24 protein-coding genes and 1 tRNA gene are annotated in these 19,451 nt (G+C 65.4%); 16 read left to right on the top strand and 9 right to left on the bottom strand.

The genetic code is table 11. The annotated features are described in order from the left end of the window. Window positions 1-5 precede the first annotated feature (5 nt). The 7 genes from ssuC (at window position 6) to SB771_RS11140 (ending at window position 3,945) form a co-directional block, all read left to right on the top strand. On the top strand, window positions 6-818 hold the full coding sequence (gene ssuC / locus SB771_RS11170; RefSeq protein WP_175660710.1) for an aliphatic sulfonate ABC transporter permease SsuC: 813 nt from the start codon (window positions 6-8) through the stop codon (window positions 816-818). After that, window positions 815-1,774, top strand: coding sequence for an ATP-binding cassette domain-containing protein (locus SB771_RS11165; RefSeq protein ID WP_175660711.1), 960 nt, complete (start codon window positions 815-817; stop codon window positions 1,772-1,774). The genes ssuC and SB771_RS11165 overlap by 4 nt, the downstream gene beginning before the upstream one ends. Window positions 1,775-1,831: 57 nt before the next feature. Then, a complete protein-coding gene (locus tag SB771_RS11160) occupies window positions 1,832-2,047 on the top strand; it encodes a molybdopterin-binding protein (RefSeq protein ID WP_006400187.1) in 216 nt (71 codons plus the stop codon). A 139-nt stretch (window positions 2,048-2,186) separates the two neighbouring features. Beyond that, on the top strand, window positions 2,187-2,384 hold the full coding sequence (locus tag SB771_RS11155) for a hypothetical protein (protein WP_011656764.1): 198 nt from the start codon (window positions 2,187-2,189) through the stop codon (window positions 2,382-2,384). 55 nt (window positions 2,385-2,439) lie between these two features. After that, entirely contained in the window at window positions 2,440-2,694 is a 255-nt protein-coding gene (locus SB771_RS11150; RefSeq protein WP_011656765.1) for a hypothetical protein, read from the top strand. Window positions 2,695-2,819: 125 nt separating this feature from the next. Next, complete coding sequence (gene dusA / locus SB771_RS11145; RefSeq protein WP_006758002.1) at window positions 2,820-3,806, top strand: tRNA dihydrouridine(20/20a) synthase DusA; 987 nt, start codon at window positions 2,820-2,822, stop codon at window positions 3,804-3,806. 63 nt (window positions 3,807-3,869) lie between these two features. After that, a tRNA-His gene (locus SB771_RS11140) sits at window positions 3,870-3,945 on the top strand. A 210-nt stretch (window positions 3,946-4,155) separates the two neighbouring features. Here SB771_RS11140 and SB771_RS11135 read toward each other — a convergent pair. The 3 genes from SB771_RS11135 to SB771_RS11125 form a co-directional block, all read right to left on the bottom strand. Next, the gene (locus SB771_RS11135; RefSeq protein ID WP_164714795.1) at window positions 4,156-4,320 is read right to left on the bottom strand and encodes a hypothetical protein; all 165 of its coding nucleotides are present in this window, start codon (window positions 4,318-4,320) and stop codon (window positions 4,156-4,158) included. 411 nt (window positions 4,321-4,731) lie between these two features. After that, window positions 4,732-4,872, bottom strand: a complete 141-nt coding sequence (locus tag SB771_RS11130; RefSeq protein WP_175770286.1) for a hypothetical protein — start codon at window positions 4,870-4,872, stop codon at window positions 4,732-4,734. Between the two features lie 279 nt (window positions 4,873-5,151). After that, window positions 5,152-6,210 (bottom strand): FkbM family methyltransferase, encoded by a 1,059-nt coding sequence (locus SB771_RS11125; RefSeq protein WP_126227790.1) that lies wholly within the window; start codon window positions 6,208-6,210, stop codon window positions 5,152-5,154. A gap of 339 nt (window positions 6,211-6,549) precedes the next feature. On the opposite strand from SB771_RS11125, the gene SB771_RS11120 reads away from it, so the two are divergent. Beyond that, window positions 6,550-7,083 carry a GNAT family N-acetyltransferase gene (locus SB771_RS11120; RefSeq protein WP_175660712.1) on the top strand — a complete coding sequence of 178 codons (534 nt, stop codon included), beginning with the start codon at window positions 6,550-6,552 and terminating at the stop codon, window positions 7,081-7,083. A 72-nt stretch (window positions 7,084-7,155) separates the two neighbouring features. On the opposite strand, the gene SB771_RS11115 is transcribed toward SB771_RS11120, so the two are convergent. Further along, window positions 7,156-7,620, bottom strand: a complete 465-nt coding sequence (locus tag SB771_RS11115) for a plasmid fertility inhibition factor family protein (RefSeq protein WP_105834327.1) — start codon at window positions 7,618-7,620, stop codon at window positions 7,156-7,158. Window positions 7,621-8,306: 686 nt separating this feature from the next. Further along, window positions 8,307-9,050, bottom strand: a complete 744-nt coding sequence (locus SB771_RS11110) for a DUF695 domain-containing protein (RefSeq protein ID WP_175660713.1) — start codon at window positions 9,048-9,050, stop codon at window positions 8,307-8,309. Window positions 9,051-9,259: 209 nt separating this feature from the next. On the opposite strand from SB771_RS11110, the gene SB771_RS11105 reads away from it, so the two are divergent. The 5 genes from SB771_RS11105 to SB771_RS11085 all read left to right on the top strand — a co-directional run bounded on the left by SB771_RS11105 (window position 9,260) and on the right by SB771_RS11085 (window position 11,926). Continuing rightward, window positions 9,260-9,568, top strand: a complete 309-nt coding sequence (locus SB771_RS11105) for a hypothetical protein (protein ID WP_006751010.1) — start codon at window positions 9,260-9,262, stop codon at window positions 9,566-9,568. A 37-nt stretch (window positions 9,569-9,605) separates the two neighbouring features. After that, the gene (locus SB771_RS11100) at window positions 9,606-9,860 is read left to right on the top strand and encodes a hypothetical protein (RefSeq protein WP_175660714.1); all 255 of its coding nucleotides are present in this window, start codon (window positions 9,606-9,608) and stop codon (window positions 9,858-9,860) included. Continuing rightward, window positions 9,824-10,417, top strand: a complete 594-nt coding sequence (locus SB771_RS11095) for an aspartyl-tRNA synthetase (RefSeq protein WP_175660715.1) — start codon at window positions 9,824-9,826, stop codon at window positions 10,415-10,417. Before SB771_RS11100 ends, SB771_RS11095 begins: the two co-directional genes overlap by 37 nt. Before the next feature lie 163 nt (window positions 10,418-10,580). After that, window positions 10,581-11,054: a VOC family protein gene (locus tag SB771_RS11090; protein WP_105834331.1), complete on the top strand. Its 474-nt coding sequence runs from the start codon at window positions 10,581-10,583 to the stop codon at window positions 11,052-11,054. A gap of 653 nt (window positions 11,055-11,707) precedes the next feature. After that, window positions 11,708-11,926 (top strand): hypothetical protein, encoded by a 219-nt coding sequence (locus SB771_RS11085; protein ID WP_041491161.1) that lies wholly within the window; start codon window positions 11,708-11,710, stop codon window positions 11,924-11,926. Window positions 11,927-12,097: 171 nt separating this feature from the next. Here the strand turns inward: SB771_RS11085 and SB771_RS11080 are convergent, their stop codons facing one another. Both SB771_RS11080 and SB771_RS11075 read right to left on the bottom strand, forming a co-directional pair. Next, on the bottom strand, window positions 12,098-12,721 hold the full coding sequence (locus tag SB771_RS11080) for a phospholipase D family protein (protein ID WP_011656777.1): 624 nt from the start codon (window positions 12,719-12,721) through the stop codon (window positions 12,098-12,100). Window positions 12,722-13,134: 413 nt separating this feature from the next. Beyond that, the gene (locus SB771_RS11075; protein WP_011656778.1) at window positions 13,135-13,617 is read right to left on the bottom strand and encodes a winged helix-turn-helix transcriptional regulator; all 483 of its coding nucleotides are present in this window, start codon (window positions 13,615-13,617) and stop codon (window positions 13,135-13,137) included. Window positions 13,618-13,786: 169 nt separating this feature from the next. Here SB771_RS11075 and SB771_RS11070 point away from each other — a divergent pair, with 169 nt between their 5' ends. Next, window positions 13,787-14,224 (top strand): PaaI family thioesterase, encoded by a 438-nt coding sequence (locus tag SB771_RS11070; RefSeq protein WP_006751003.1) that lies wholly within the window; start codon window positions 13,787-13,789, stop codon window positions 14,222-14,224. A 206-nt stretch (window positions 14,225-14,430) separates the two neighbouring features. Further along, the gene (locus SB771_RS11065) at window positions 14,431-15,483 is read left to right on the top strand and encodes an NADP(H)-dependent aldo-keto reductase (RefSeq protein WP_006751002.1); all 1,053 of its coding nucleotides are present in this window, start codon (window positions 14,431-14,433) and stop codon (window positions 15,481-15,483) included. 83 nt (window positions 15,484-15,566) lie between these two features. Here the strand turns inward: SB771_RS11065 and SB771_RS11060 are convergent, their stop codons facing one another. Together SB771_RS11060 and SB771_RS11055 are read right to left on the bottom strand one after the other, a co-directional pair. Continuing rightward, window positions 15,567-16,853 carry an MFS transporter gene (locus SB771_RS11060; RefSeq protein WP_175660717.1) on the bottom strand — a complete coding sequence of 429 codons (1,287 nt, stop codon included), beginning with the start codon at window positions 16,851-16,853 and terminating at the stop codon, window positions 15,567-15,569. 35 nt (window positions 16,854-16,888) lie between these two features. Next, window positions 16,889-18,310, bottom strand: coding sequence for a M20 family metallopeptidase (locus SB771_RS11055; protein WP_175660718.1), 1,422 nt, complete (start codon window positions 18,308-18,310; stop codon window positions 16,889-16,891). A 163-nt stretch (window positions 18,311-18,473) separates the two neighbouring features. On the opposite strand from SB771_RS11055, the gene SB771_RS11050 reads away from it, so the two are divergent. After that, window positions 18,474-19,427, top strand: coding sequence for a LysR family transcriptional regulator (locus tag SB771_RS11050; protein ID WP_175660719.1), 954 nt, complete (start codon window positions 18,474-18,476; stop codon window positions 19,425-19,427). The last annotated feature ends 24 nt before the right edge of the window (window positions 19,428-19,451 follow it).

Below are 19,451 nucleotides of genomic sequence, written 5' to 3'. Positions count from 1 at the left end.
ATGCGATGACAACGAAAACGTCGACGACGGGCACCGCCGTGGCCGCCCGCGCGTGGCGCGCAATCGCGCCGTGGCTCGTGCCGCTCGCGCTGCTGGTCGTGTGGGAGGTCGGCGCGCGCGTCGGCTGGCTGTCGACCCGCGTGCTGCCCGAACCGGTGGCGGTCGTGCGCGCCGCATGGTCGCTCGTGACGTCGGGCGAAATGTGGGCGAATGTGAAGGTCAGTACCTGGCGCGCGCTGTTCGGGTTCGCGATCGGCGGTGGTGTCGGCCTCGCGTTGGGGCTTGCGACCGGCCTGTCGAAAGCGGCGGAGGTCGCGCTCGATTCGACGATCCAGATGATCCGCAACATCCCCGCGCTCGCGATGATTCCGCTCGTGATCCTGTGGTTCGGCATCGACGAGAAGGCGAAGCTGTTCCTCGTCGCGCTCGGCGTTTTCTTCCCCGTCTACATCAACACGTATCACGGGATCCGCTCGGTCGACGCCAACCTGATCGAGATGGCGAAGAGCTACGGCGTGCGCGGCTTCGCGCTGTATCGCGACGTGATCCTGCCCGGCGCATTGCCGTCGATTCTCGTCGGCGTGCGCTTCGCGCTCGGGCTGATGTGGGTGATGCTGATCGTCGCGGAAACGATTTCCGCGCAGTCGGGCATCGGCTACATGACGATGAACGCGCGCGAATTCCTGCAAACCGATGTGGTGGTGGTCGGCATCCTGCTGTATGCAGTGCTCGGCAAGCTGGCCGACGTGCTGGCGAAATGGATCGAGCGCACGACGCTGCGCTGGCACCCCGCTTATCAATCAGGAGCAAAGGCATGAATGCGACCACTTCGGCGGCCGCCTACGGCCCGCTCGCCGGCGCGGACCTCGAGGCTGAACTGGCGCAGGCGCGCGTGACGGACGACGACGCACGGGATGCGGCGATCGTCGATCGGGACGGCGGTGCGTCCGTCGTTCCGCTCGCGCGGCGGCGCCCCGGCAGCCCTGCGCCCGGCGATGCGGTGACGCTGTCGGGCGTCAGCAAGCGCTTCGGCACGCGTACCGTGCTCGACAACGTCGAACTCGGCATCGCGCGCGGCAGCTTCGTCGCCATCGTCGGCCGCAGCGGCTGCGGGAAATCCACGCTGCTGCGCCTCGTCGCCGGGCTCGAGACGCCGAGCAGCGGTGCGCTCGTCACGCGCGGCGAGGGCGGCGGCGCGCTCGACACGCGGATCATGTACCAGGATGCACGGTTGCTGCCATGGAAGACCGTGCTGCAGAACGTGATGCTGGGCCTCGGGCGCGGCGCGCGCGATCGGGCCCGCGCGGTGCTCGACGAAGTCGGGCTGCTCGAGCGCGCGAACGACTGGCCCGCGCAGCTGTCGGGTGGCCAGCGGCAGCGCGTCGCGCTCGCCCGCGCGCTGGTGCACCGGCCGCAACTGCTGCTGCTCGACGAGCCGCTCGGCGCGCTCGACGCGCTGACCCGGATCGAGATGCATGCGCTGATCGAGCGGCTGTGGCGCGAGCATCGGTTCACCGCGCTGCTCGTCACGCACGACGTGCAGGAAGCCGTCGCGCTGGGCGACCGCATCCTGCTGATCGAGCAGGGGCGTGTCGCCCTCGATCAGCAGGTCCCGCTCGATCGGCCGCGTGCGCGCGCATCGGCCGCGTTCGCCGCGCTGGAAGACCGTGTGCTGCAACGCGTGCTCGCAGGCGGGCCGGGTGGCGCCGATCAGGAGGCGGCGCTCGAAGTCGATTACGTACGACCGGTCGGGCAGATTCGCTGGGCCGTTTAAATCCGGGCGGCGCAGGCCGCCCGTTCTCAGACTTTTTTGTTCGGAGCGATCAACCCGATGAGCATCACTGCAATCAACGTGCGTAACCAGTTCAAGGGCAAGGTGAAGGAGATCATTCGCGGGCCGGTGGTGTCCGAGGTCGACGTCGAGACGCCGTTCGGCATCGTCACGTCGGTGATCACGACGCGTTCGGTCGACGAGCTCGAGCTGAAGGTCGGCGCCGAAGTCGTCGCGCTCGTGAAGTCCACCGAAGTGTCGATCGCGCGCCTCTGAGCGCCGGTTGGTGCACCGGGGCGGCGCGGGCGGTCTGACCGTGCGCGACGCACCGGCTTTCGCGGCGCGCGTTTGCCTCCGTATTCGGCGTCCGGATGAAGTGCTAGGATGGAACGACACCGACGCCGGAGGCCAACGCATGACGCCCATCCTTTCTCCCGAAGCCATCGAGGCGCTGAAGTGGGTCGACCAGTTCGGCGACACCCGGGCGGTCCCCGCCGCGTTCGATGATGTCGTCTATGCGTTGTTGAACGAAGGGCTCATCTACCAGGCGGCTGCCAACCGCGTCGATCTGACCGCCGACGGCAAAGCCGTTTTGTCTAACGAATACGATTGAGCGCGCGGCGCCGGCCGCCGAGGCGGACTGGCGCTGCGTCGCCACGGAGCGAGCGATGGAACCGACGGGCAGCGATCTCGGCGATTTCAGCGAGCCGTACCGCGGCTACGAGATCGAGGTGAAGACCGAGCAGGTGTGGGACGGCGAGCATGCGCACTACCGCGTGCTGCAAGGCGAGGCCGTGCGGATCGACTGGCGGCTCGTGAAGGTCGACGGGATGCTGCTCACCGAACGGCGCGTGATCGAGCGCGTACTCGACGAGGCGCGGCGGGCCGTCGACGCCGAACTCGGCGAGGGCGGGCCGGTCTAGTCGACCAGCCGGGCTGGGCTCGTCGCGTTGCGGTAAAATGCCGGGTTGTTCCCGCGCCGCTTGCTGCCCCGAATTCCATGTCCGCACCGTCCTCGCTTCCTCCCCGCCGCGTCTCCGTGGCGCCCATGCTCGACTGGACCGACCGTCATTGCCGGTCGTTCCATCGCACGCTGACGCGCGACACGTGGCTGTATACGGAAATGATCACCACGGGCGCGTTGCTGTTCGGCGATGCGCAGCGGCATCTCGCGTTCACGCCGAACGAATCGCCGGTCGCGCTGCAGTTGGGCGGCAGCGAGCGGGACGATCTCGCGCGCGCCGCGAAACTCGGCGAGCAATGGGGCTATGACGAGATCAACCTGAATTGCGGCTGTCCGTCCGAGCGCGTGCAGCGTGGCGCATTCGGCGCGTGCCTGATGAACGAGCCGCAGCTCGTCGCCGACTGCGTGAAGGCGATGCGCGATGCGGTCTCGGTGCCGGTCACGGTCAAACATCGGATTGGCGTCGACGCGGTCGAGGATTATGCGTTCGTGCGCGACTTCGTCGGCAAGGTGGCGGAAGCGGGCTGCGAGACGTTCGTCGTGCACGCGCGCAATGCGATCCTGAAGGGGCTGTCGCCGAAGGAGAACCGCGAGATCCCGCCGCTCAAGTACGACTATGCGTATCAACTGAAGCGCGATTTTCCGTCGCTGGAGATCGTGATCAACGGCGGGATCAAGACGCTCGACGAAGTCGCGCAGCATCTCGAGCATGTCGACGGCGTGATGCTTGGCCGCGAGGCTTATCACAACCCGTATGTGCTCGCGGGCGTCGATGCGCGCTTCTATGGCTCGACCGCGGCGGTGCCGACGCGCGAAGAGGCCGAGGCGAAACTGATCGAATACTGCGCGGCGGAACTGAAGCGCGGCACGTATCTCGGCGCGATCGTCCGGCACGCACTCGGGCTGTATCGCGGTGTCGGCGGTGCACGCGGCTGGCGTCGCGTGCTGTCGGACAACAAGAAGCTCGCGCGCGGCGATCTGGCCGTGTTCGACGAGGCGCGCACGCATCTGAACGACGCGATCGAAAATTTTGAAAAAAATGCTTTGCAAGACGGAAAAGTGTTCGTATAATCTTGTTCTTCGCTGCTGAACACGAACGAAACGAAACAGCGAAGAAACAAAGCAGTATCAGTGGTGGCTGTAGCTCAGTTGGTAGAGTCCAGGATTGTGATTCCTGTCGTCGTGGGTTCGAGTCCCATCAGCCACCCCAAAGAATTCCTAGCGGTATCAAGTTGTTAGAAACGGCACTGTCCCACAAGACAGTGCCGTTTTTGTTTTTAATTCCAAGAAATGGAATTTATAGCGCGTTCCGCTTCACGATCTTGGTGCGATCGTAGGCCGCGCGCCGCGGCCGCCGGATTAGCGTGAAGGTCGGGAAGGGGGCGCGTTCCTGCTTGAACTGCGTTTTGTAATACTGAGATCATGGACCGCTCGTCAGTGCGTCGGCGTGGGCGGTCGCATCAACGATGCGATCGTCGCCTTCCTCCTTGCGATCGATCACTGCCGCAGGGCGCATGTCACGCAGCGCGAACCGCGAACCAGGCACGCAGCCGGGCTTCACTTCGTTCTCGCAGTAGCCCGTCAAGCGCGACCAGCTCGTGTTCCGCCCGCTATGTGCTTTACACCTGGACGGCCGTTTTTCCGAATATGTGAACCCAAGTGGTGCGCTGCAGCGAGAGAGCCTCCTCGAACACCGCGTCCAATTCGGGCGGCCAGCCGGTTGCGAGGCGCTGGCGGTCCTTCTCGCGCACCTGAAAATGGCAGTGCGGCCACAGTCAGCAGCCGTGATTGGAAATGAGCAACGTCTTTACGTCCATTTCCGCGGCATCCAGCGGTGCGACGCTTGCCGCGGTTGAGATCCATCGGGCACGGCGCTCGGCGGCCGGAAGTATCTGCTGACGCAGTTCTCGAAGACGATCAATCTCGCGACGTCGGGCGCGGGCGGCATGGATACCGGCAGCGCACCGGTGTCGTACTACGTCGCGCTATACGCAATCTATAACCCGTCGACCGGTGCAAAGGCGCTGCTCACGAAGAATTCGACGTTGGCGATGCGGACGAACGTGTTCAGCGGCGCGAATTTGGCACCGATTTCGGTCTGGCCGACGAACTCGCGTTCGCAGTTCGTGATTGGCACTCAAATGGCTATGCGAATCTCGGCACCGTCGAAACGAACGACGCCCAATGGGCGACGTTCCATGACACAGTGGGCGGTGCTACGTTTGGATTACCGGCGCCGACTGTGCGATCGATTGGTTGTCCGTCCGTGGCTTCCGTCCGGCTGCGTAGCCGGTAACGCACTGCAGTCACACGTTTCTCAATGAACTCGTATGAGAGCGATGCCAGTGCAAGGGAGCTGATAAGCAGCGTCGGAATATACAGCGCCGAACGTTGGCCAAGTCAGACAACCTGCAGGTCACTGGCCCAGTGTCTTCAACTTCAGCCATCTGAGAGGCGCGGTTACACGCCAGCTTGATGAGGCAAGGAGTGCATTCTTCTCGCGCGCAAGTTCATCAATGCGTTTTGCACCGATGGCAATTTGAAGTTCGAGACTATCCCGCTCTGCATCATGCGACGCGAGTTGCGATCGGAGCTGATTCGATTCCGCTTCGGCTGCCGCGCGATATGCATCGAATTCGGCTGCGACACGATGCGCTTCGGCGAGCACGTATGACGCCCGATCGAGAGTTGAAAGCCGTGCGATAAGGTCAGTCCGGTCGAATCCCGCGACGAGATTCGGAAACCGGAACTGCAGGGTGTGCTCATAGCCGACTACGTATGCGTCGTCCTCTGCGGTCAGATCTAGATAACGCGTACCGTCAACGGCATATACGTACGGGAAGATGCTCAAAAGCCGCTCACGAAATTCCGGATAGGTGATGCGCCGGAACATATTGAGGCAGAAGTGATTCATTTCTAGCACAACACGTGGCTTGAAACGTTGCAGCGTCTCGCGACCACCTTCGAATACATCGAGTTCGAATCCTTCCACATCGATTTTTATAAAATCAATGCGATCAAGTCCGAGCGACGGGAATGCGTCGTCGAGCGTGCGCACCGGGACATCAACTTGGAAATACCCCGTGTTGGCGATTTGAAATTGGTTGGCGACGAACGCGCCAGCTGAATCGCCTTCGGAGCCTTGCATAGGCAGCGTTCCAGTCTGTTTTCCGAGAGCGAAGTTGTGTATCGCTACATTGGAAAGGTTGTCAACATTCTTGGAAAGATTCGCAAATGTGCGTGGCACCGGTTCGAAAGCAACTACTTTGCCGTCACCGACGATCTGCGAAAGCGCGAGCGCTGTGCAGCCGATATTGGCACCTATATCGAGTGCTTGTGCGCCGCTGTCACACAACACCGCAAGCATCGATACCAGCTGCGGTTCGAAAGGGTCAGTTAGCTTTGCGATATAACTGTCGTTGTCGTTGCCTTGTACGAGCCATCGCCGTCCGCCAATGCCAACACTGCGTTCCATAAGATTCTCTCAAAAAGAAATCTGTCTGTGGATCACCGCTGAAGCTGGTCGAAAGTATAACCTCAACACTACGTCAAGCCGCATTGGGGGTGGTTTTTCCATTTCGGGGAATCGATGAAGAGTGATCTCGCGACGAGAACTGCGAAGGCGGCGCCTGTAGTGGGCAGCAATTTCCGGCTGTGGCTGACCAGCCACGACATCAACTGGCGGTAGCCGTCACTCCGATCGCGTACATTGTCCGGCAGACGTACTACGTGATCAAACACAAAGGGAAGAGGGCATTGCTCGATGGCTAACGTACCGCAGAAGACATCCGTTGGTGTTGTGAGGAGGGCCGGGATGAACAGACTCCAGCATGCCGGAACCCCAACCATCACGCTGCGCAGCGCGACGTCACACGATGCAGAGCACGTCGCGCGCTTGCACACGCTGAGCTGGCAGAACGCATACAGCCATATCCTGCCCGCGGCCTATCTGTCCGACGAGGCGCCGACGGAACACGCGGCGCGGTGGCGACGCTATTTCGATCGCAACGAAGCGGAATGGGGCCTCGTGCTGATCGCGGAGTCCGACGGCGCGCCCATCGGTTTCGTGAGCGCCGAAAGACCGGTCGATCCGGCGCTCGGCGTCCTGCTCGATTGTCTTCACGTCCTTCCCGAACATCACGGAAGCGGTATCGGCAAACGCATGATCGAAGCCGTTCGCGCATGGACGCGAAATATCGGCGTGGACAAGGTTCATCTGTTGGTGCTCGAGGGCAACGTCCGCGCGATTGGCTTCTACGAGCACAACGGCTGGCGATTGGGGGGCGTCGAAACCAGCGTCATCGGCGGGGCGGAAGTCGCCGTCCGAACCTACGTGATCGAGGCCTGATGGCCTGTCGGCATCGCATCGAACGGCGGCCCGCTGCACGATCCTCTCCGCAATCGACCAAGCGCCCGTGCGTCACTCGCCGCAATACCGCACGAGCAGATCCGCCTCCGTCTCATGCACCTCGACAGGCAGGCGCGTCGCCCCCGCATACGCCAGATAGCGGGCGCGATGCTGACCGTTCCGGAACGACGCGACGCCGACTTTCGACAGGCCCGGGATGCCGAGCAGCGTCCGCGTTCTCGTCTCGCGGAACGTGATGAAGGGCATATCGGGAATCCGCCGCTCGGCCGGGTCGAGGAATTCGCGGATGCCGGCGGCCTTGCCGGGCGCCCAGTACTGAACCGCCGGCAGCACATAGTCGGTCGTGTCGCGATCGGCGCAGGCGAGCAGCTTCGTCAGGTCGACCGTCACGACGCGATGCCGCGAGTCGTCGGATGCGAATACCCGCTTGAGATGCGTATAGGCATAGGCGGTGTGTCCCGGAAGCTGGACGATCCAGACATCGACGCCGTCATGTTGTGACCGAGCGAGTGTCATTGTTTCCTTGGGTGGCGAAGCGATTTTCGTGGCCGGAGGGTGGCAGCGCGCTCCTGGCGGCGGAGCCGGCAGATACCAATCGCGAAACATGATTTCACGAAAATCCGAAAAGACAAATCGCTGATTCAAGCAAAAACGGAATCATGCGGTTTTAGCTATGTAGGCGACATGCCAGAGGCTGCAGTGCGATATAAGAAATCGCCCGCATAAATCAAAAATCCGCACGCGAATCATGAACACAGGAACGCTGCTGACTGCCGGCGCGATCGTCGCTGCCCGGCACGCCAGTGTGCGTGGCAGGAGGGCTTTCCGGTTGAAAGGGTGAGTTGCCGCACAGACGGTCGCATGGCCCACGATCACAATTTGACCGGTTGACCGTTCTACCCCGGCCCGGTCAACCGTTTCCCCGCTCGCTCGCGCAGGAGCGGGGCTTTTTGCCCGCCCGGCGCATGCAAGCCGCGTCGGCGAAACCGGACAGGCGTTCGGCACGCGGCGTTTTGCGCCCCCGGCATCCGTTCGCCTGATCCGCATGAATCGCTTTCCTCGTGCCTGAGCGGCCGCTCGGGCCCATCGCCGGTTACGGCCGGTGATGCCTTGGTCCCGGCGGCGCGCATTCGCGCTGCCGGGATGCTTTTTGTCCCGAAACCGTCAAGGCCCGGTCGCGCGCAACGCGCGTGTCGGCCGGATCAGCCCGCCTGCTCGACGCTGGTTTCCCAGCCGTCGTATTCGCCGCCGAGCGCGCGTACTTCGCGATTGATCTCGAGCGTATGGTGTGTGATGTCGGCCAGCACCATCGTGCCTTCGTGCGCAAACCGCACGGCCGATTTGCCGTCCTCGGTCGGTGCGACCGATTCGACCAGATAGCCTTTCGACTCGGCCCAGTCGGCGAACTGGTGCGCGTCGCTCGGCTCCGGGAAGTAGGCCCAGTGCATCACGCGCCGGCTCATGTCGCTCACGTCGCCTTTCTGCCGCAGCGCGTCGAGCACGCGCATGTCGCGCATCAGTTGCCAGTCGTCGTCGGTCGGGTAGAGCGTGCGCCAGTACGTTTCCTTGTCCGGATCGTCCTGGTATGCGTACTGAAGTGCGTAGGTCGTCTGTTCGGCCAGCGAGTCGACGATCCCGCTCGCGGTTTCTTCGTCGAACGGCACGTAGAACAGGAAATCCTGGTTGCCGTCGACCGTGACGCGGCCGACCTGCACGCCGTTTTTCGCGGTCACGGCGGCGTCCAGCAGGTCCTCGATCTTCGTCAGTTCGGCGAACTCGTCGCCGCTCGGCAGGCCTTCGGGCGTCGGATGTGCCAGCGTGACGCGTACGCTGAGCAGCGACGTGCGCGGATCGCTTTCGGCGATTTCCGCAAAGCTCTGATTGAAGCTGATGAAAGCCTGATGGTCGCCCATTCTGGCAGGGAAGGTTCCCCAGGCGTCGTTCATGTGTTTCTCCCGTACACGATTGTCTGTTGACGGTTGCAAAGCGTCCCAATGTATCATCGAAAATCAGCGCTGGCCGATGCTGCGCCAATGATTGCCGGTCCGGCTGGCCCGGCGGGTCCGGTGGCAGTCGCATTCGCCTGCTATCGTGTAATCGTCGGCTTCCGTCGTCAGGCGTTCGCCCGGCCGCACCCGTTTCGAAGGAGATCCCGATGTCGATGTTCGCTGTGAATGGTGTCCGAATCGACGTGCTCAGTGCGCGCGTGACGCATGTGCGCTGGGCGGCCGTGAATCCGACGGATCGGTCGTGGGCGGCGACGCCGAGCGAGGCGTCGGTGGAGGAAGTGGCACGCGCGCTCGCGGCGGGCAACGACGTTCATGCCGTGTTTGACGAAGTGGACGGAACGGCGGTGGGGCCGAAACTGAAGCGCGTGCTGTATCGCGACGCGTCGGCAGGGATCGAGCTCGACATCGATGCGACGAACGAGTCGCGTACGTTGCGTGATCTTCCGCAGATCTGAAAGGCGATCGGCCCGTGTTTCCGCGAGCCGCCCACACATGAATCACGCTACCGCGCACGAAGCCATGTCCACATACGCCATTGCCCCGTTGGGAGCCGCATTCTGTCTGATGCTCGCGGCCTGTCAGACCGAATCCATGCAGCCGTCGCCCGAGACCGCATCGGCCCCGGTTCCGGCGTTGTCGCCGGCGGCGCCGATTCGCGGAATCGGTGTTGCGCCGCACCTCGCCGCGCAGAGTCACTGGGCGGTCGGTCAATGCACGTCGAACGGCACGGGCAACGTGTGCAATTGACGGGAGCGGCCGAAACGGTGAGCGACGCAAGCGAAACGGACGATTCCGGCTGGCATGTCGATCCGGTTGCGGGAACCGTCATCGGCGCGTTGCCGCTGGTCCTGCCGGTCGACGGCCGCAGTTTCAGGAGAAAGGCGATCGTCAGCGCGGTGCTGGCCGGGTTGGCCGTATGCGGGTACGCGGCCGACCGGACGCTCTGGCCGGTTGGGGCACTGGCCGTGGTGCTGGCCCTCGCGAGCGGCGCCTTCTTCTTCGTGTCGCGCCGCAAGATGGCGCTGCATATCGACGAAACCGGCTTCAGGCTGGTCGGTTCCGTGCGTGAAAAGCCGGTGACGCGGTGGCGCGACGTGACCGAGTTCGGGATGATCAGCGTCGCAGGCAACCGGTACATCGGCTACCAGTTCTCGGCGCACTCGCCGCGCACCAGGGTGCCCGGCGGCGTGATGCTCCCGATCAACCGGTTTGCCGACCTTCCGCTCGACGCCGTTGCCGCGTTGCTCGAAGCGTGCCGCCGGCAGTTCGGCATGCCGGATGATCCTGTCGGCCGAACGGACTGATTCCGTGCGTCGTGCGTGATCTGGCCGGCCAGTCGCGAGCGCTAAAAAAATTCCGGCATGCGTGTCGATTTCCGTCAAGCCCGTCCGTCGTAGCGTTGGAGGCGTGCGCATCGTGCGTGCGTCCCGATTTCCGATACGACAACCGACTGAAGGAGCGACACCCATGGCCACGTCCGTCAACCCGATCCCGGAAGGAATGCGCACGCTGACGCCGCATCTGATCTGCGCCGGCGCAGCCGCAGCCATCGATTTCTACAAGCGTGCGTTCAACGCGACCGAACGGTTTCGCCTGCCGACCCCGGACGGCCGGCTCGCGCACGCGTGCCTCGCAATCGGCGATTCGACGCTGATGCTCGTGGATGAAATGCCGGAGCATGGCGCACTCGGTCCGAAGGCGCTGAAAGGCACGTCGGTCTGCCTCCACTTGTACGTGCCGGACACTGACGCTGCGATCGCGCAGGCCGTCGAGGCCGGCGCAACGGTCAAGATGCCGGCCGCCGACATGTTCTGGGGCGATCGCTATGGGCAAGTGGAGGATCCGTTCGGCCATCGCTGGTCGATCGCGACCCATCAGCGCGATCTGACGCCCGAGCAAATCGCGGAAGCGATGGCGAGCGCGCCGCCGTGTGGGAGCTGAGCGAAGCGGCGGCGGGCTGAGCGCGGCTCGCGGCTGCGGTTGCGGTTACGCCTGCGGTTGCGGTGGCGCGGGTCGTCGCGTATCGGCGCGCGGTGCGTTTGCAGTCACGCACGGCGGCCTTGCCGCGCTTGTCCTCGTACCTGTGACGATCGGCTGAGGCGAGCAGGGCGGCGATCGGATGATGCCGCGCAGGTTCGTAGGCGGCGTGACCGACACTGAACCGGATTGCAGTGCCGCGTGCGTCGGCCGCGTTGTGCTGCGCGAGCGCCGACGTGACGGGCGCGAGATCGGCTCGCCGACGTCGGCCGGCTCGTCGGCGCTCAACAGCACGATGAATGGTCGCTGGCGAGCCGGGTGAGTGCGCCGGCGCAGAGTTCGCGCGGTCGCGAGTGCTGGCGGTTAGGCCGTTGGGCGCAGCGAGCGGCCTGCCTGCGTGGAAGCGGATGCCCGGCGGGCCCGTGACGCGCGGGTTGTCGTGGAAGCGATCGTCGTTGCGCGCGTCCTGGATCACCGTCTTGTCGTTCGCGAGCAGCGCATGCGCACAGAGCGATGCAGACGCTTCACGCATGCACGAGATGAATTTGTGTCCGGTGCCTCAAGCTGCCCGGTGCGATGCCGTAAATAGGACGAGTCAATCGTTCATCTATCGCACCATGGTCCGAATTCTGTACGCGGGTTATCTCGCGCTGGCGCTGTACCTGATTTATCCGATGGTGCAGAACACGCTGACCTTCAGCTCGGACTGCGTACTGCGCGCGCTGCCGGGCGGCAATCGCGATCTGCCGAAGTTTTCGTCAAGCGACGCGCATGCGCGGGCGAGCCGGTGTGTCGCGACCGCGCAAGTCGCGGAGCGATCGCCCAACATTCACTGATTTCATCGATGCCGCTGCTAGCGGTGCGGTCACGCTGCGTGTGCTGGCCATTCGGCCAGGTTGATCGGCGCGTCGTGCGCAGCGATCATTGACGACATCACGAACCGAATGCATGCAACGACGCGCGTCGGCCGCGTCGCATGCGAATGGCGATTGCGTTTGTGCGATGCGTCAGTACGACGAGTGGTACGGCGCGCCTTGGTCGAAGCGGCTTTGCCAATGCGCGAGGTAGCGCGACGCGAGTTGCGGATTGTTCCAGACCACGACGACGTTTTCGGAATTGCGGCTGGCTGCCGAAGCGCTGTAGTTGAACGAGCCGGTCTCGACATGTTCGGCATCGATCACGAGGTACTTGTCGTGATGGATGGCATAGGCGTCGATCGTGCGCGTCGGAATACCCGCGTTGACGAGCAGGTTGAGCGCCTGCTTGCTGCTCTTGGCGCGATTGCCCTTGTCGTCCACGACGACCGCGACATTCACGCCGCGCCGCTTCGCGGCGAGCAGCGCGCGCGTGACGGGTGGCGACGTGAACGAGTAGGCGGCCACGCGAATCGAGGTGCGGGCGGCGCCGATCGCCTTCAGCACGAGCGCCTCGGCGCCGCCGTCGGGCGAGAACGCCGATTCGACGGCCTGCGTGGCGGGCGCTTCATGGGTCGGCGTCGGCAGCAGCTGCGTGATGAAGTCGATTGCCTGCTGCAGCAGCGATTCATTGTGCGTCTTGCCGAAGGCGGCGAAGGGCGTGGCAAGCAGGGAAGCGGCGAGGCAGGTGGCGGCGAGGCGTTTGCGCGACAACATCTTGGACAGCGAATGATTTTGAGACAGCGGGCCGTGAGTGTAACGCAGACACGGCGGCGCGGCCACGCCCGAATGCGAATGGAGCGATGGCGTGATCGACTGCAACGATTGATGGGGCGATGCTCATCATGCCGCGGGGTTTCCGCAGCGGCCGGATGGTCGCGCCGGTTGATGGAGGTCGATTGATCAGCGCGTGCATGCACAGGTGGAACGACAAGGCCGCGCAAAAAGAAATGCGCGTACGCGCTGGTGCAAATTCAATGCGCTGTGTGATTGAGGAGATGGGGGGAGCCCATCGTGGGCGGCAACGCGAATGCTCGGCAGGCTGAAACGGATGCAACTCGCATGCGCATGAGGCAGCGCTGCGATGCGCGTGGCACGCGCGGTGCGTCAGGCGTCACGGCACCACGGCATCACGACTCGACCGGCCCCGCCGCCTCAGGCGCGACCCACCCCGGCCCGGGCTCCGGCTGCACGTCGTGCGCGTCGAGCGGCTCGCCACATGCCGAGCACACCGCGACTGCATGCATCAGCTGACCACAGTTGCGATGGCGCAATTGCAAGGGCGGTCCCTGGCCGTCATCCTTCCAGCGGTCGCCCCATGTCATCAGCGCGAGCAGGGCGGGATAGAGATCGAGGCCTTTTTCGGTCAACCGGTATTCGAAGCGCGGCGGCCGTTCCTGATACGCGCGCTTGACCAGCACGCCTTCGTCGACGAGGCGCGCGAGCCGCTCGGCCAGCACGTGGCGCGTGAGGCCCAATTGCGTCTGGAACGCATCGAAGCGGCGGCAGCCGAGAAAGGCGTTGCGCAGGATCAGCATGGTCCAGCGATCGCCGAGCACGGCGAGCGTGCGCGCGACCGAACAGTTCAGCGTACCGATGTCATCCCATTTCATCGTCGAGTCTCGCGCGGCGGTTCATCAAAGAAGCGGGTTCGATTATAGAACTTACCTTCGACTGCAACGGCCATCGGCTGCGTTGACAAGCCCGGAGCAGTTGTCAATAATGAGTTCCAATTTAGAACTTACTCGCGCGGCGACGCGCCATCAACCCGGAGACAACCCGATGAATCCGCTTTCCCTGTCCGGTCTCGATCTGCTGCGTGCGGCCGCCGCCGGAGACGTGCCGCTTGCGTCGATTTCCGAAACGATCCCGATGCGTCCGCTGGGCGTCGAGTTCGGCTACGTGAAGTTTTCGGCGCGGGCGGACGGCCGGCACCTGAATCCGCTCGGCGGCGTGCATGGCGGGTTCGCCGCGACGGTGCTCGACTCGGTCACGGGCTGCGCGGTGCATTCGATGCTCGACGCGGGCGTCGGCTACGGCACGGTCGATCTGCATGTGAAGATGCTGCGTCCCGTGCCGCGCGACGTCGACCTGATCGCCGAAGGGCGCGTGATTCACCTGTCGCGTTCGCTCGGCGTCGCGGAAGGCACGCTGAAGACACCGGACGACAAGATCGTCGCGCACGCATCGGCGACCTGCTTCATTCAGCGGCCGCAGTGACGCAGCGGGCGGCGTCGTCGCGGCGGCCCGGCGGCCGCCGGACGTCATCCAAACGACGCACACGCACACGCGGAGGCGGCCGTCATCCGCATGACCAAGTCCCGCGCACACGCCGAAGGCGGCCTGTAAGCATGCGGCTCGGCCATCTGAAGCGTTCGGTTCAATGTGATAGCGTTTCTGCTTTCCACTGACGTGACAGGAACAGCATGGAATACCGCACACTCGGCGATTCGGGCATCGAGGTCAGCCTGATTGGTCTTGGCACGATGACGTGGGGCGAGCAGAATTCGGAGCGCGACGCCCACGAGCAGATCGATTACGCGCTCGGGCAGGGCGTCACGCTGATCGACGCCGCGGAGATGTACCCGGTGCCGCCGAAGCCTGACACCCAGGGCCGCACGGAGCAATACATCGGCACGTGGCTCGCGCAGCATCGTGCGCAACGCGACCGGATCGTGCTCGCGACGAAGATCGCGGGCCCGGCGCGGCAGCCGCACAATCCGCGCCACATTCGCGGCGAAGGTAACCAGTTCGACCGCAAGAACCTGACCGAGGCGCTCGACGGCAGCCTCAAGCGCCTGCAGACCGACTATGTCGACCTGTACCAGCTGCACTGGCCCGATCGCAGCACGACGACGTTCGGCCGCCCCGCGTATCCGTGGGTCGACGATGCGTATACGGTGCCGATCGAGGAAACGCTGGGCGTGCTCGCGGAATTCGTGAAGGCCGGCAAGGTCCGCGCGATCGGCGTGTCGAACGAAACGCCGTGGGGCGTCGCGCAATTCCTGCGCGCGGCCGAGAAGCTCGGGCTGCCGCGCATCGCGAGCATCCAGAACCCGTACAGCCTGCTGAACCGCACGTTCGAGAACGGCCTGTCCGAGTTCACGCATCGCGATGGCGTCGGCCTGCTCGCCTATTCGCCGCTCGCATTCGGCTGGCTGTCCGGCAAGTACGAGAACGGCGCGCGTCCGGCCGGCGCGCGCATCACGCTGTTCGAGCGCTTCCAGCGCTACAGCAAGCCTCATGCGGTCGAAGCGACGTCGCGCTATGTCGCGCTCGCGAAGCGCCACGGGCTGTCGCCCGCGCAGCTCGCGCTCGCGTTCGTCAACAGCCGGCCGTTCGTCCGCAGCAACCTGGTCGGCGCGACGTCGCTCGACCAGTTGAAGGAGAACATCGGCAGCATCGACGTGAAGCTGTCCGACGAGATCCTGGCCGAGATCGACGCGCTGCACGAACTGCAGCCGAACCCGGCGCCGTAAACGGCGAGCGGCCCGCGCGGCAGGTTGCCGCGATGGGCCGCGTCCGACGCGCATCGTTGCGCGGTCGTTTCCTTTGCGCGAGGTCAGCGCATCCCGAGCCGCGTGCGCGCGACCAACAAGGCGACGAGACTCAACACCGCACAACCCATCAGATACAGTGCAGGCGACAGCCGGTTGCCGGTCGCGCTGATCAGCCACGTGATCATGAACGGCGCGAAGCCGCCGAACAGCGTGACGCCCGTGTTGTAGCTGACCGCCAGACCGGTCGCGCGGGTCTGCGCCGGGAACAGCTCGGCCATCAGCGCCGGCAGCGCGCCGCAGTACGTTGCCTTCAGCAGGCCGATCCAGATCAGCGCGGCGAGCATCGTCGAGAACGACGCGTGATGGGTGAGCCACACGAACGTCGGCCAGACGGTCGCGAGCATCAGCACGGCGGCCGCGGCCATCACGCGGATCCGGCCGGTGCGATCGGACAGGTGGCCGACGAGCGGCGTGACGAGCGTCAGCACGAAGCCGGTCGCGAGCGTCGCCGCGAAGCCCGTCGAGGCCGGCAGCCCGAGCTGCTTGATCGCATACGTCGGCATGTACAGCACCATGTAGTTGATCGCGGTCGAGATCACGAGCACGCCGATCGACAGCAGCACGCGCATCTTCTGGTCCGCGAACAACTCGCGCACGGGCGCTTCGGAGCGCGCCTGCGTCTTGAACTCGACCCCTTCGTCGACGTAGCGGCGGATATAGAGGCCGATCGGACCGATCGCGAGCCCGAACAGAAATGGCACGCGCCAGCCCCAGCTTTCGAGTTGCGCGGTGCTCAGCGTCGACGTCAGCAGCGCGCCGAAGCCCGACGCGAGCAGCGTCGCGAGCCCCTGGCTCGCGAACTGCCAGCTCGACATGAAGCCGCGCCGCTGCGGCGCATGTTCGACGAGGAACGCGGTCGAGCTCGCGAATTCGCCGCCGGCCGAAAAGCCCTGCATCAGCCGCGACAGCATGATCCCGAGCGGTGCGAGGACGCCGATCGATGCGTAGGTCGGCATCAACGCGATCAACAGCGTGCCGACCATCATCATCGCGATCGACAGCAGCAGCGACGCCTTGCGGCCCGCGCGGTCGGCGTAGGCGCCGAGCACGAAGCCGCCGATCGGCCGGATCAGGTAGGACAGCCCGAACGTGCCGAGCGTGAGCAGCAGCGACGTCGCCTCGCTGGTCGCGGGGAAGAACAGCTTGGCGATCGTCACCGCGAAAAAGCCGTAGACGATCAGGTCGAACCATTCGAGCGCATTGCCGATCGACGCGGCGAAGATGATGCGCCGGATCTTCGCGGCGCTGGGGAGCGCGGCGTCCTGCGAGGTCAGGGTGGTCGTATTCATCGTGTGAGCAGGTCCCGAGAAAGGGGCGAAGCGCGTTACAGGGCGGCGCCGGCCGCGGCGGGTGCCGCGCGGCGAACGGGCGGCGCGGCGTCGCCGAGATCCCAGAAGAGGCCGGCCATCATCTGCAGTCCCTCGCGCACGACGCTCGCGAGCAGGTGCTCGTCGGGCGCGTGCTGCGAGCACGCCGGATACGAGTGCGGCACCCACAGCGTCGGCAGCCCGAGCGTATCGGCGAACACTTCGTTCGGCAGCGTGCCGCCGAGGTTCGGCAGGATCGCGGGCTTCTTGCCGGTCGTGCGCGCGAGCGACGCGACGGCCCAGCGGACCCACGGATCGTCCGGCGGCAGGCGCGTCGCCGGCGCGCCGCGTTCGACGTCGATCTCGACGTCGGCGAAGCCATGCGCATCGAGATGCGCGCGCAGGTGCGCATGCAGCGCTTGCCAGTCGGTGCCGACCACGAAACGCAGTTGGCAGTGCGCATACGCGACGGGCGGAATCGCATTGACCGGATGGTCGGGATTGCCGGCCTTGAACGCGAGGATCTCGAACGCGTTCCAGCCGAACACGCGCTCGGCGGCGGAGAGTCCTGGCTCGCCCCAGTCGGCGTCGAGCGCCGGATCGCCGGGGCCGCCGCCGACGGACAGGTCGGCGAGGGCGGCGCGCACGGCGGCCGGAATCGGCGGCGGGCGCAGGCCCGCCACGCGGATCGCGCCGCGCGCGTCGACGAGGCTCGCGAGCGCGTTCGCGAGCACGGTCGCCGGATTGCGCAGCAGGCCGCCCCAGTTGCCGGAGTGATGACCGCCGTCGCGGGCGCGCAGGCTCAGCTTGAAGTTGACCGCGCCACGCGAGCCGAGGAACACGGTCGGGCGTTCGGCGGTCACGCGCGGCCCGTCGGACGCGATCAGTACGTCCGCCGCGAGCGCGTCGCGCTCCTGGCGGCACAGCGCGTCGAGGCCCGGCGAGCCCGCTTCCTCGCCCATCTCGATCAGCAGTTTCGCGTTGAAGCCGAGCCGGCCGCCGCGCACGTCGAGCACGCTGGCCAGCGCGGCCAGGTTGATCGTGTGCTGGCCCTTGTTGTCGGCGCTGCCGCGGCCGTACCAGCGATCGCCGTCGACGGTCAGCGTCCACGGCGACAGCGGCGCGCGCCATTGCGCGTCGTAGCCGCGCACGACGTCGCCGTGGCCGTAGATCAGGACGGTCGGCAGCGCGTCGTCCTCGTGGCGCGACGCGAGCAGAAACGGCCCGCCGCCGACGACGGGGTTCTCGACGATCCGCGACGTGAAGCCGAGGCGCGCGGCCTCCGGCGCGATCTCGTCGGTCAGGTACGCGCGCAACGCGGCGCCCGCGCCGCTGTCCTGGCTTTCGGTGCGCAGGCCGACGCGGCGGCTCAGGGTGGTGAAAAAGGCGCCCGATTCGAACTGGTTCAGCGCGTGCTGGATGGCGGCGGTACGGCTCAAGACGTGTCTCCTTGTCGGTTTTCCTGCGGGCGCGGCGCGCACGGCGGGGAGTGCGATCGATTCTAGGAAGCCGTTTTTTTTGTCACAATGATCGAATTTCGAACATTTCGTTGCCGAAAAGGCAAAGCAAAGCGGCCTGCTCAACGGGCCCGGAGACAGAACGATGGCGGCTTTCCTGCATGGTCTTGCGCTGCGATACTTCGTCGAAGTGGCTCGCACCGGGTCGATCAGCGACGCATCGGCGCGGCTGCACGTGGCCGTCTCGGCGATCAGCCGGCAGATCGCGAAGCTCGAGAGCGAGCTCGGCGCGCCGCTGTTCGAGCGGCGGCCGCGCGGGATGACACTGTCGGAGGCCGGCGAACGGCTTCTGGGCTTCGCGCAGCGCAGCCTGCTGGAGGCCGAGCACGTGATGAAGGAAATCGGCGGGCTGGAGGCGCTGCACGGCAGCCTGCTGAAGATCGTCTGCTCGGAAGGGTTCGCGATCGATTTCCTGCCGGGCGCGCTCGCGGGCTTCAAGGCGCGCCACCCGGGCGTCGACTTCTCGGTGTGGGTCGTGTCGCCGGCGGAGGCGACGCGGCGCGTGCGCGACGGCGACGCCGACATCGGGCTGACGTTCAGCCTGGCGCCGGAGCAGGGTGTGCGCGTCGAACACACGGAGCGTGCGCCCGTCTTCGCGCTCGTGCGGCGCGACCATCCGCTCGCGGCGCGCGACTCGGTGTCGCTCGCCGACGTCGCGCGGCACCCGCATGTGCTGCCGGAGGCCGGCACGACGGTGCGGCAGCTGATCGACATCGCGTGCGTGCTCGACGGGCTCATGCTCGAGCCGGAACTGACCAGCAACAACACCGCCGTGATGTACCGCTATGCGCAGCGCACCGGCGCGGTGATGTTCACGGGGCTCCTGTCGGTGCGCGATCGCTTCGACTCGGACGGCTTCGTCGTCGTGCCCGTCACGAACCCGCAGTTGCGCGAGCGCAGCATCCAGGTGCAGACCATGGCGGGGCGCGACCTGCCCGCGTCGGTACGCGCGTTCCGCGACCATCTGGTCGACGTGATGAGCGCCGCGTCGCCTCCGCCCGTTGCCGCGCGCGGCCCGAGACGCCCGGGCATGAGATAATCGCGAATCCGCCTTCCGTGCCCG

The sequence above is a fragment of the Burkholderia sp. SIMBA_051 genome, from assembly GCF_046534915.1.
Taxonomy (GTDB): Bacteria; Pseudomonadota; Gammaproteobacteria; order Burkholderiales; family Burkholderiaceae; genus Burkholderia; species Burkholderia ambifaria.
Note: the sequence above shows the minus strand (reverse complement) of the source record. Positions and strands in the feature narration are given on the sequence as shown.

Bases quoted from the DNA above. Each gene is read 5' to 3' on its own strand.
- SB771_RS11165 (WP_175660711.1), top strand. From the start codon at position 815: ATGAATGCGACCACTTCGGCGGCCGCCTACGGCCCGCTCGCCGGCGCG.
- SB771_RS11110 (WP_175660713.1), bottom strand. From the start codon at position 9,050: ATGAACGACGCCTGGGGAACCTTCCCTGCCAGAATGGGCGACCATCAG.
- SB771_RS11115 (WP_105834327.1), bottom strand. From the start codon at position 7,620: ATGACACTCGCTCGGTCACAACATGACGGCGTCGATGTCTGGATCGTC.
- SB771_RS11050 (WP_175660719.1), top strand. From the start codon at position 18,474: ATGGCGGCTTTCCTGCATGGTCTTGCGCTGCGATACTTCGTCGAAGTG.
- SB771_RS11100 (WP_175660714.1), top strand. From the start codon at position 9,606: ATGAATCACGCTACCGCGCACGAAGCCATGTCCACATACGCCATTGCC.
- SB771_RS11070 (WP_006751003.1), top strand. From the start codon at position 13,787: ATGAATCCGCTTTCCCTGTCCGGTCTCGATCTGCTGCGTGCGGCCGCC.
- SB771_RS11155 (WP_011656764.1), top strand. From the start codon at position 2,187: ATGACGCCCATCCTTTCTCCCGAAGCCATCGAGGCGCTGAAGTGGGTC.
- ssuC (WP_175660710.1), top strand. From the start codon at position 6: ATGACAACGAAAACGTCGACGACGGGCACCGCCGTGGCCGCCCGCGCG.
- SB771_RS11060 (WP_175660717.1), bottom strand. From the start codon at position 16,853: ATGAATACGACCACCCTGACCTCGCAGGACGCCGCGCTCCCCAGCGCC.
- SB771_RS11120 (WP_175660712.1), top strand. From the start codon at position 6,550: ATGAACAGACTCCAGCATGCCGGAACCCCAACCATCACGCTGCGCAGC.
- SB771_RS11080 (WP_011656777.1), bottom strand. From the start codon at position 12,721: ATGTTGTCGCGCAAACGCCTCGCCGCCACCTGCCTCGCCGCTTCCCTG.
- SB771_RS11150 (WP_011656765.1), top strand. From the start codon at position 2,440: ATGGAACCGACGGGCAGCGATCTCGGCGATTTCAGCGAGCCGTACCGC.
- SB771_RS11160 (WP_006400187.1), top strand. From the start codon at position 1,832: ATGAGCATCACTGCAATCAACGTGCGTAACCAGTTCAAGGGCAAGGTG.
- SB771_RS11085 (WP_041491161.1), top strand. From the start codon at position 11,708: ATGGTCCGAATTCTGTACGCGGGTTATCTCGCGCTGGCGCTGTACCTG.
- SB771_RS11125 (WP_126227790.1), bottom strand. From the start codon at position 6,210: ATGGAACGCAGTGTTGGCATTGGCGGACGGCGATGGCTCGTACAAGGC.
- SB771_RS11105 (WP_006751010.1), top strand. From the start codon at position 9,260: ATGTCGATGTTCGCTGTGAATGGTGTCCGAATCGACGTGCTCAGTGCG.
- dusA (WP_006758002.1), top strand. From the start codon at position 2,820: ATGCTCGACTGGACCGACCGTCATTGCCGGTCGTTCCATCGCACGCTG.
- SB771_RS11075 (WP_011656778.1), bottom strand. From the start codon at position 13,617: ATGAAATGGGATGACATCGGTACGCTGAACTGTTCGGTCGCGCGCACG.
- SB771_RS11095 (WP_175660715.1), top strand. From the start codon at position 9,824: ATGCACGTCGAACGGCACGGGCAACGTGTGCAATTGACGGGAGCGGCC.
- SB771_RS11090 (WP_105834331.1), top strand. From the start codon at position 10,581: ATGGCCACGTCCGTCAACCCGATCCCGGAAGGAATGCGCACGCTGACG.
- SB771_RS11065 (WP_006751002.1), top strand. From the start codon at position 14,431: ATGGAATACCGCACACTCGGCGATTCGGGCATCGAGGTCAGCCTGATT.